Here is a 7,518-nt window from a genome sequence, read left to right as displayed (position 1 = left end):
GGGGGGGGGGGGGGGGGGGGGGGGGGGCCCCCCCCCCCGCCCCACCGCCACGCGCGAAAGCTCCCCCGGCCTCCTGTAAGGGGGGCTGGGGGGATACTTGACACCGTAACACTTTTCAGGCAGACCGGGAAAGAAAACTATAACGCGTTGGGGTGATGGTTTGTATCGGATATACAGATATGACCAAAAAGAATTACCCTATCGGCATATACAGTTGAACCGTCCCCCCAGTCTGTATTCTGAACGTTCTGAATCCCAGCCCCACGATGGACGCATGGATGAAAGTCTTTCACGAACGCGGCGAAGAATCAAAGATACTTTGTTGTGTAACCGATTCGTTTTGTTCTGTACTTTTACATTCGATGAAAACAAGGTTTCTGACCGTTATGATTTTAAATCTTTGCGAAAGTCCCTTTCATCGTTTTTTAATGATTATAAAAAACGGGTAGATACCAATTTCCGCTATCTTTTTGTTCCGGAGCATCACAAAGACGGTGCCATCCACTTTCACGGCGTTACTTCGTATATTAACGACTTGATATGCCCTGAAAAGATATGGAAGCGGATGGATGATGGGACAATTGCAATGGTTCCGAATACTAAGGGCTATTTGGATTGGCCGCGCTATTCAAAACGGTTCGGATTCTTTTCCTGTTCACTCATTAAAGACCGGGAACGCTGTGCAACCTATGTTAGCAAGTACATAACAAAAGATTTGGCGGATTGGGGTAAAAACGCCCAGCTTGTTTTGAAAAGCAAAGGACTTTTAAAGCCTGAATTGGTTTACGACAGTGATTCCGACTTTTTACAGATTCCAGCCGATGATGTGAATAATGAATGGTGTAAAGCGGCTTGGGCCGATGAAGAATACACCGCCCGTTTTTATAAACACTGGTCTTGTCCCGGCGATTTGATTTCTTGGGATGATTATTGGAAATATCAACAATGGCCCGATTTTGAAGCGGATGAAAGCGGTTGTATTCCTGTAACAGTTGAACAGATGGAATTTTTGAAAGGGGTAAAACCTGTATGAATTTGATGGTGCCCGTCGATGCTGATACTTCTTCTCTCCTCATGGCTCTCTCGGCTTCGCTTGATGTTCCGCCAGCTTTTATTGTCAGTAAGGCGTTGGAGTGCGGCCTTGTCTCCTTTTCCGGTCTGGCTTCGTGCCTGGTGGAAACAGATGAAAAACGTCAAACGCAATAAACGCACTGCATGCGTGGATTGCAGTGACTTCTATGAACAGCTTTTGCAAACGCTTCTTCCCGCTGTCGCTGCCGATTTTAAAATCGTCCGGGCCGATATAGATGATATTCCGGTTTATCTTGCTGTGGATTCTGCGGCTGACATGGTGCTTTCGTTGCAATGTTTTGCCCCTATGGACGGATTGCAAATTGATTTGCAAATAGATGCCCAAAACATGATTACCGGATGGGACGTAGTGCTTTCTGATTAGGTAAATCGGCAATGCCGTTTACATATATCAAATTAAAAGAAAGGGGTTTATGTATGCTGGAACTTATGACGGTTGGTGTCGAGGGCGGCCTGACTATGGCGAGTATCACCACGGCCCTTACGGATTGCTTCAGCCTGATGGCTGGCGTTCTGGAACAGTTGGTTTCCCAGCCTGTCCTGCTCTGCCTGTTCGCTGTGTCTTTCATCGGCGTGGGCGTGTCCGTTTTCAAGAAAATCAAACGGGCCGCTACTTAAAGGCAAGCAAAGAAATGCCGCCCGCCCCATGTGGGCGGACGGCTATTTTTTAATAATATTTTTTCTTTTTCTTTCTTGTGAATAGCCATTTCAACGTTGATATTAGCCCTATTATGGCGAATCCAATTACTGCAAAGAAAATTAAGTATGCCAATAGTCCTGTTAATGTGCTGTCATAAAAAAGACCAATCACGCCGCGATATGCCATTCTTTCGAAAAATGCCCATCCACTTTCACTGAATATGAATTTCATTTTTTTCGCCTCCTCTTTGGTTTGATTTTACCATTTCTTTCTAATAATTACAAGGATGTGACTTTATGAAAAATAAAGTGGCTTTTTTTCTTTCTTTCGTTTTTCTTTTTTCATTTTTTACTGGTTTCTCGGCATCCGCCTTTGCGGCTGATTACAGTCTCACCTGTCCGCGCTGTGGTCAAGTATCGCTGCAGCTTTCGGAGGCGCTGCGTGCCGGCTCTACCAAGAGGGATGTTTATACCTGCGAGAAATGCGGCGCGCAGATTGATAAAGGAACGCTGCTCGGTTGTGTGAGCTGGTATAAGGTGGAAGGCGGTACACCAGCAGGCTCTCTGACTACTCCGAAAAGGTATTATGGTTCCGGTCAGAATACAGGCGGTACTTACTATTACAATTCGGGCAATACCACTCAGACCTCTATTGTTAACAACAACACTTTCAATACCGTCACCAACAATACTTGGACCAGCTATCAGATTCAAAATACCTATTACAACAACACTTACAACTACTACAAGTACGAGACAACCAACAATTATACATACTATGTGACGTATAGTCCCACGTATGTGAATATCTACGGTCATGATTCTGCGGATGGGGAATCCACTGCGAATGATACGGATTCCCAGCTTTATTACAGTCTACCGGATGGCCGGAACAGCTTTTATTGTACTGCATCGGACGTATTCGGAACGAGTTACCTGTACAATGTGAAAAATGCCGACCTGGTGCTTGAGGATGACGGAAAAACACTCGGTCTTTGGCATCTGGATGGAAACTTTTATGATTCCAGCAATTTTGGAAATCATGCTACAAGTGGTAGTTATCAGTTTCAGAACGAGGGTTGGAACGGTGCTTTTTCTTATATTGCAACGTCCCTTGGTTCTGGTCCTGTGACATTTCCTTATTCTTTTTCAGGCCATTCCAGTGCTTATTTAACTTTTCATTTTCGCATTCAAACTGTTGATCGAGACCCTTCTAAATATAGAGATCGTATTCATGTTTTGATTGGCTCAAATTATTTGTCCTTCTATATTCCACCGAATGAATGGGTAACTGTTGACCTTGTTATGGAGCCTGCGGCATGGGCAAACAATTGGGTGTGTATGGCTTTTGTCAATGGCCTTCGGGTTTCGGATGCTGTTACTACACCTGTTTCTTCTTCTTCCGATTTATCGGACGTGTTTCTCTCTCTTGATGAAAGCTGTTTTAAAATCTTACCTTTGGGCGGTCCGGTTCGTACAGTTGAACGGGTTTTTATTGATGAAGTTCGAATTTCAAAAGTTTTTGAGGGTTCAGACTCTTCTGTGTTTGTACCATATCAGCCTTATGATAGTAACATGGTTTACGTTTATCCGGAAAGTGCTGTCGAGAATGATGTTGTTGTGCAGAGTGCTTTGAATGTGAGTAGTTACCGTGTCGGAGGGGCCCGTCCTACATATCCTGCGAACGGTACAGTTTTTATCAATGTAGAGAAAAACGTAGTCAAAAACATCATGCAGTATGATGGTGGCCTCTGGAAAGATGTGAATGCAGCCATTTACAAAAATGGTGAATGGTTCAATTTAATGAATTTCGACCTTGCGCCGATTACATCAAGTGAGGATGAAATTCCACCTGTGACGGATGGTGAGGATCCGGGAGACTCCGAATCTGGCAGTAGTCCTGGTGATAGTTCTGATTCAGATGATAAAGTCAACATTTTAGAAAAAATTTTTTCTGCTCTTGCAAATATCATTTTCAGTGCTATTGATTTTATTTCAGCTGTTGCTTCTAAGCTACTTGATGGGCTTGCTTCTCTTATTACTTCATTAATCGATTCTTTCACCAATTTGATGAATTTGGGCGGTGAATTCGGGAATTTCCTTGCTGCCCTCTGGCCTTTTATGCCGCCTGAAATTACTGCTGTTCTCTTGTTGGGCTTTACGCTTTCCATCCTCTTGATGGTTATTAGCTTTTTCAAAAAATAGGGGGAGTGTTTGAGTGCAGGATGTTCTTGATGTAATGGCCGCTATCCTGAATGGGTTGAAAACGCCTATTACAGTTTACGGATTCACTTTCAGTATGTGGAACGTACTTTTGTTTACGATGATATCAAGTGTTGTCGCATATTTTCTAGGAGGGCTTTTGCGTGAATGATAAAAGAATTTTTTTGGTACTTTTCGGGCCATTGCTGGCTATTATTTTTATGTGCCTTTGCGCTCCTGTTGCTTTTGCAGATGGCCCGGAGACGAATAGTTTACCGTCTGCGTCGGATGTATTGGAAAGCGCGCCGAATTCTTCGTCTGGTATTTCGGATATGGCTGCATCTGTAGAAACTTCTGAAGCACGGCCGCTTCTATCTATCCCGCTGGATTCTTATTCAGTGGTGGAAGGATTGTTGTTTCTGATTTTTCTTATTTTGCTTTTCCTTGTTTTAATACGAATTTTTGGATTTTAAAGGGGTGACATTATGATAAATGTTTTGGCGCAGTTCTTCGGCATCCTCGGCGGCAGTCTTACGCCGCCCGCTACATTCTCCGAATTTCTGCCGTGGTTTCTGCAAGTCCTTTTTGGTATTTTTGTTTGTGTGATGATTTTCCGTTTCGTATTCAGCACGGTGCGGAATCTTGGCGGCGGGCGGTGGTTGTCGTGATATGGCTTTTCTTTGGTCTGTTTATCCTGGTATTTGCCGCTTCTGTAACTTTCCGCCTTATTGTTTTGCATCCGCTGGCCGTCCCCCGATATGGTCTTGTTGACCTGTTTAAATACTTCAAGTACAAGCAATACAATGAATGCAAAACGGGTGAACTGGTGGCTTATGTCGGGCTGTTCGGCAAGGGGAAAACCTTATCGGCTGTGCATAAGGTTTGTACTCTTTATCATTTGTACAACGGTAAAGATGTTTGGGACGCTGAACGCGGAGACTTTGTTATCCAACGCGTTAAAATTATCAGTAACGTTCATCTTTCCAGTGTTCCCTATGAGCGTTTTGTTTCTTTGGAGCAGATCGTGCTTGCCGCTGATTTGAATAGAAAATACGATGAAGAAAACCATACCCGGACGATAACCCTTGTCCTTGGTGATGAATTTTCCGTCCAATTGAACAGCCGCAGTTTCAAAACAAATATCAATCCGCTGTTTTTGAATACGGTGTTGACCTGCCGTCACCATCATATCAGTTTGTATTATACCGCTCAACGCTTCGCCCATGTGGATGCTTTACTCCGTCAGGTTACAAGCTACGTTGTTTCCTGTGACAAGCTGTGGCGGCTTCAGCGTCACTATGTGTTTGATGCCTGGGAAATGGAAAACGCTACGAATCCGCAAAATATCCGGCCTGTCCGCCGTACTGGCTTTTTCGTTTTCAACCGTGATTATGCCGCTTATGACACTTTGGCCTGTGTAGGGAATTTGAAAAAAGCTTTTGAAGAGGGCGATATGCTTTCCGAACAGGAAATTCTGGAGTTGCAATGCAATCAAGGCCCGAATATGGATGCTGTTGCCCAGCCCTCGCGCCGTTATCTTCGCTCCCGTAAAAAGATGCATTAGGAGGTTTTTGTATGTCAAATTTTTCTATCTGTGAATTGGGCTATTGTCCATATTCTGATGATGATGAAATGGAATGTGATTTTTGTCCTTATTATGTTGAATGTGATTTGGATTCTTTTGTTTGTTGGCTTGACGTCATTTCTTAATAGGATAATGCAAAAAATCCTCGTCGCGCCGGGCGCGATATCGGCGGCAAATAGGGCTATATATTTTTCTGTTTCCACTCGCTTTTGTGCCCTATGCGGCAGGAATACGCATTTAGAAATTCTCATGCTTCTTCCTTTATTTAGCCCTCGGCCCGTAGGGCCTTAATTAAATATACCTTGGCCGCATAAGCGGCCCCCGCAGGTGCTTTTCCTCTTCAGGATGTTCCCCTTTACGAAAAACACAAAAATCCCCGGCTGTCAATGGTCGCTTTGCGATTCACTTGCCATTGATAGCCGGGGATTTTTGCTGTTAGGCTCGCCGTAGAGGCAGCGCCTTATAGCTGGATTTGAAAGCGGGGTAAAGCATTATGTGTAATCGGTGTAACAAAAACATTACTTATCAGGAACGCTTGAAAATTGAGGTTCTGCATCAGCAGGGATATTCCGCCCGGCGTATTGCTGAAGCTCTGGGCCGGGGTGAACGTACAATTTATAGAGAATTAAAACGCGGCCCTTATCGACGGCTTTTAGCTTCTTGGGATTGGACTACTGCTTATAGTGCTGATATCGCCCAGCGTTCGGCTGATCGGTGTACCGCCCGCAAAGGCGCGCCTTTGAAAATCGGCCATGACCATGAATTTGCCAGTTATATTTCTTCCCGGCTTCGTTCCGGGCTTAGTCCTGCCGCTGCATTGGGAGAAATGCGCCGGAAAGGATTGTCATTCAATACTACTATCAGTGTTCCGACGCTCTACCGTTATTTGGATTCTGGTGTACTCTCCGTAGGCAATGAATCTTTGATTTCCGGCAAGCGTCCCCGCCGATGCCGAAAGGCAAAACCGCACAACATTCAAAATCCCTTGGCAAAAAGCATTACTCAGCGGCCTGAATATGTTAACCTGCGTGATGAAGTCGGTCATTGGGAAATGGATACCGTTGTCGGTGAGAAAAAAGCCGGGCAAAGCTGTTTACTTGTTCTTACCGAACGCATGTCCCGAAAAGAAATTATTATCAAAATGGCGGGTAAAACTGCGGCTTGTACTGTCCGTGCTCTGGATATCCTGCAACGCCGCTATGGGGCTGATTTCCCGCGTATTTTTAAAACGATTACTGTAGATAACGGTTGTGAGTTTGCCGATGTGAAAGGCATCGAAAAGGACGGCAGGACGCAATTGTATTTCTGTCATCCGTACAGTTCATGGGAACGGGGTAGTAATGAAAACCTCAATAAAATGATTCGACGCTTTGTTCCTAAGGGATTCAGTATTAACAAGGTTTCCCGGAAACAGGTTCACCAGATTCAAACTTTTATGAACAGCTATCCGCGGAAAATCCTTGGCTGGCGTTGCGCCGATGATGTTTTTTATGAAGCGTTTTTGAAGGAAGGCATAAATCTAACCGGCTATCAAAAACAATAGCTTTCTTTTGTGCATTTTGCCCTTTCTTCCCTTTTGTCAATATTTCTGCCTATACTTTCTTGACTTTACCTTCGAAAGTTATTACAATTATAGGCAGTAGGACAAGCGTGTCTTACCGCCTAAATTTTTTGAAGAAAGGGGAACGCCAGAATGAAGATTTTGGGACACAAGTTCGTGGATTTTAAGGACAAGGACGGTAATGCCGTGTGCGGCCATTCCCTGTTTGTAAGCTATCACGACGATAATGTAACAGGTGAAGCGACGGACAAGCTGTGGGTTAAACCTGACCTGATGGACACTGCTGTCAGAGATGCCGGGTTGCTCACGGCAGGGGAATGCGTGGGCATGGAAATTGACCCGACATATAACAAGTACGGCAAAATTTGCGCAGTCGCGTTCATGTAAGCGCGGCGAGCGGTGGGGGCGCGGGGGCTATGCCCCCCGCCCCCCCGCCACC

At 44.8% G+C, this 7,518-nt stretch carries 11 protein-coding genes; 10 read left to right on the top strand and 1 reads right to left on the bottom strand.

Annotated features, from left to right (window positions below; translation table 11 throughout):
- Window positions 1-160: 160 nt before the first annotated feature.
- Genes GT748_RS14530 through GT748_RS14515 form a run of 4 tightly spaced genes read left to right on the top strand, consistent with a single transcriptional unit; the run spans window position 161 to window position 1,710 of the window.
- Window positions 161-1,033, top strand: coding sequence for a rolling circle replication-associated protein (locus tag GT748_RS14530; RefSeq protein ID WP_205301339.1), 873 nt, complete (start codon window positions 161-163; stop codon window positions 1,031-1,033).
- A complete protein-coding gene (locus tag GT748_RS14525) occupies window positions 1,030-1,206 on the top strand; it encodes a hypothetical protein (protein ID WP_155202565.1) in 177 nt (58 codons plus the stop codon). The genes GT748_RS14530 and GT748_RS14525 overlap by 4 nt, the downstream gene beginning before the upstream one ends.
- Window positions 1,184-1,456: a hypothetical protein gene (locus GT748_RS14520; RefSeq protein WP_155202564.1), complete on the top strand. Its 273-nt coding sequence runs from the start codon at window positions 1,184-1,186 to the stop codon at window positions 1,454-1,456. Before GT748_RS14525 ends, GT748_RS14520 begins: the two co-directional genes overlap by 23 nt.
- A gap of 53 nt (window positions 1,457-1,509) precedes the next feature.
- Window positions 1,510-1,710: a hypothetical protein gene (locus GT748_RS14515; RefSeq protein WP_155202563.1), complete on the top strand. Its 201-nt coding sequence runs from the start codon at window positions 1,510-1,512 to the stop codon at window positions 1,708-1,710.
- 49 nt (window positions 1,711-1,759) lie between these two features.
- On the opposite strand, the gene GT748_RS14510 is transcribed toward GT748_RS14515, so the two are convergent.
- Window positions 1,760-1,963: a hypothetical protein gene (locus GT748_RS14510; protein WP_155200697.1), complete on the bottom strand. Its 204-nt coding sequence runs from the start codon at window positions 1,961-1,963 to the stop codon at window positions 1,760-1,762.
- 65 nt (window positions 1,964-2,028) lie between these two features.
- Between GT748_RS14510 and GT748_RS14505 the strand changes: the two genes are divergently transcribed.
- The 6 genes from GT748_RS14505 (at window position 2,029) to GT748_RS14480 (ending at window position 7,466) form a co-directional block, all read left to right on the top strand.
- Window positions 2,029-3,936, top strand: a complete 1,908-nt coding sequence (locus GT748_RS14505) for a hypothetical protein (RefSeq protein ID WP_161222380.1) — start codon at window positions 2,029-2,031, stop codon at window positions 3,934-3,936.
- Between the two features lie 161 nt (window positions 3,937-4,097).
- Window positions 4,098-4,406 carry a hypothetical protein gene (locus GT748_RS14500; RefSeq protein ID WP_155202561.1) on the top strand — a complete coding sequence of 103 codons (309 nt, stop codon included), beginning with the start codon at window positions 4,098-4,100 and terminating at the stop codon, window positions 4,404-4,406.
- A 12-nt stretch (window positions 4,407-4,418) separates the two neighbouring features.
- The gene (locus tag GT748_RS14495; protein WP_161222379.1) at window positions 4,419-4,601 is read left to right on the top strand and encodes a hypothetical protein; all 183 of its coding nucleotides are present in this window, start codon (window positions 4,419-4,421) and stop codon (window positions 4,599-4,601) included.
- Window positions 4,589-5,497 carry a hypothetical protein gene (locus GT748_RS14490; protein ID WP_205301338.1) on the top strand — a complete coding sequence of 303 codons (909 nt, stop codon included), beginning with the start codon at window positions 4,589-4,591 and terminating at the stop codon, window positions 5,495-5,497. The genes GT748_RS14495 and GT748_RS14490 overlap by 13 nt, the downstream gene beginning before the upstream one ends.
- A gap of 514 nt (window positions 5,498-6,011) precedes the next feature.
- On the top strand, window positions 6,012-7,061 hold the full coding sequence (locus tag GT748_RS14485; protein ID WP_155202559.1) for an IS30 family transposase: 1,050 nt from the start codon (window positions 6,012-6,014) through the stop codon (window positions 7,059-7,061).
- A 150-nt stretch (window positions 7,062-7,211) separates the two neighbouring features.
- On the top strand, window positions 7,212-7,466 hold the full coding sequence (locus GT748_RS14480; protein WP_155201663.1) for a hypothetical protein: 255 nt from the start codon (window positions 7,212-7,214) through the stop codon (window positions 7,464-7,466).
- The last annotated feature ends 52 nt before the right edge of the window (window positions 7,467-7,518 follow it).

The sequence above is a fragment of the Bittarella massiliensis (ex Durand et al. 2017) genome (genome assembly GCF_009876955.1).
Classification (GTDB): Bacteria; Bacillota; Clostridia; order Oscillospirales; family Ruminococcaceae; genus Bittarella; species Bittarella massiliensis.
Note: the sequence above shows the minus strand (reverse complement) of the source record. Positions and strands in the feature narration are given on the sequence as shown.

What these genes read in the sequence shown, in the direction of transcription:
- GT748_RS14525 (WP_155202565.1), top strand. Translation starts at nt 1,030, where the DNA reads ATGAATTTGATGGTGCCCGTCGATGCTGATACTTCTTCTCTCCTCATG.
- GT748_RS14520 (WP_155202564.1), top strand. Translation starts at nt 1,184, where the DNA reads ATGAAAAACGTCAAACGCAATAAACGCACTGCATGCGTGGATTGCAGT.
- GT748_RS14515 (WP_155202563.1), top strand. Translation starts at nt 1,510, where the DNA reads ATGCTGGAACTTATGACGGTTGGTGTCGAGGGCGGCCTGACTATGGCG.
- GT748_RS14510 (WP_155200697.1), bottom strand. Translation starts at nt 1,963, where the DNA reads ATGAAATTCATATTCAGTGAAAGTGGATGGGCATTTTTCGAAAGAATG.
- GT748_RS14505 (WP_161222380.1), top strand. Translation starts at nt 2,029, where the DNA reads ATGAAAAATAAAGTGGCTTTTTTTCTTTCTTTCGTTTTTCTTTTTTCA.
- GT748_RS14495 (WP_161222379.1), top strand. Translation starts at nt 4,419, where the DNA reads ATGATAAATGTTTTGGCGCAGTTCTTCGGCATCCTCGGCGGCAGTCTT.
- GT748_RS14485 (WP_155202559.1), top strand. Translation starts at nt 6,012, where the DNA reads ATGTGTAATCGGTGTAACAAAAACATTACTTATCAGGAACGCTTGAAA.
- GT748_RS14480 (WP_155201663.1), top strand. Translation starts at nt 7,212, where the DNA reads ATGAAGATTTTGGGACACAAGTTCGTGGATTTTAAGGACAAGGACGGT.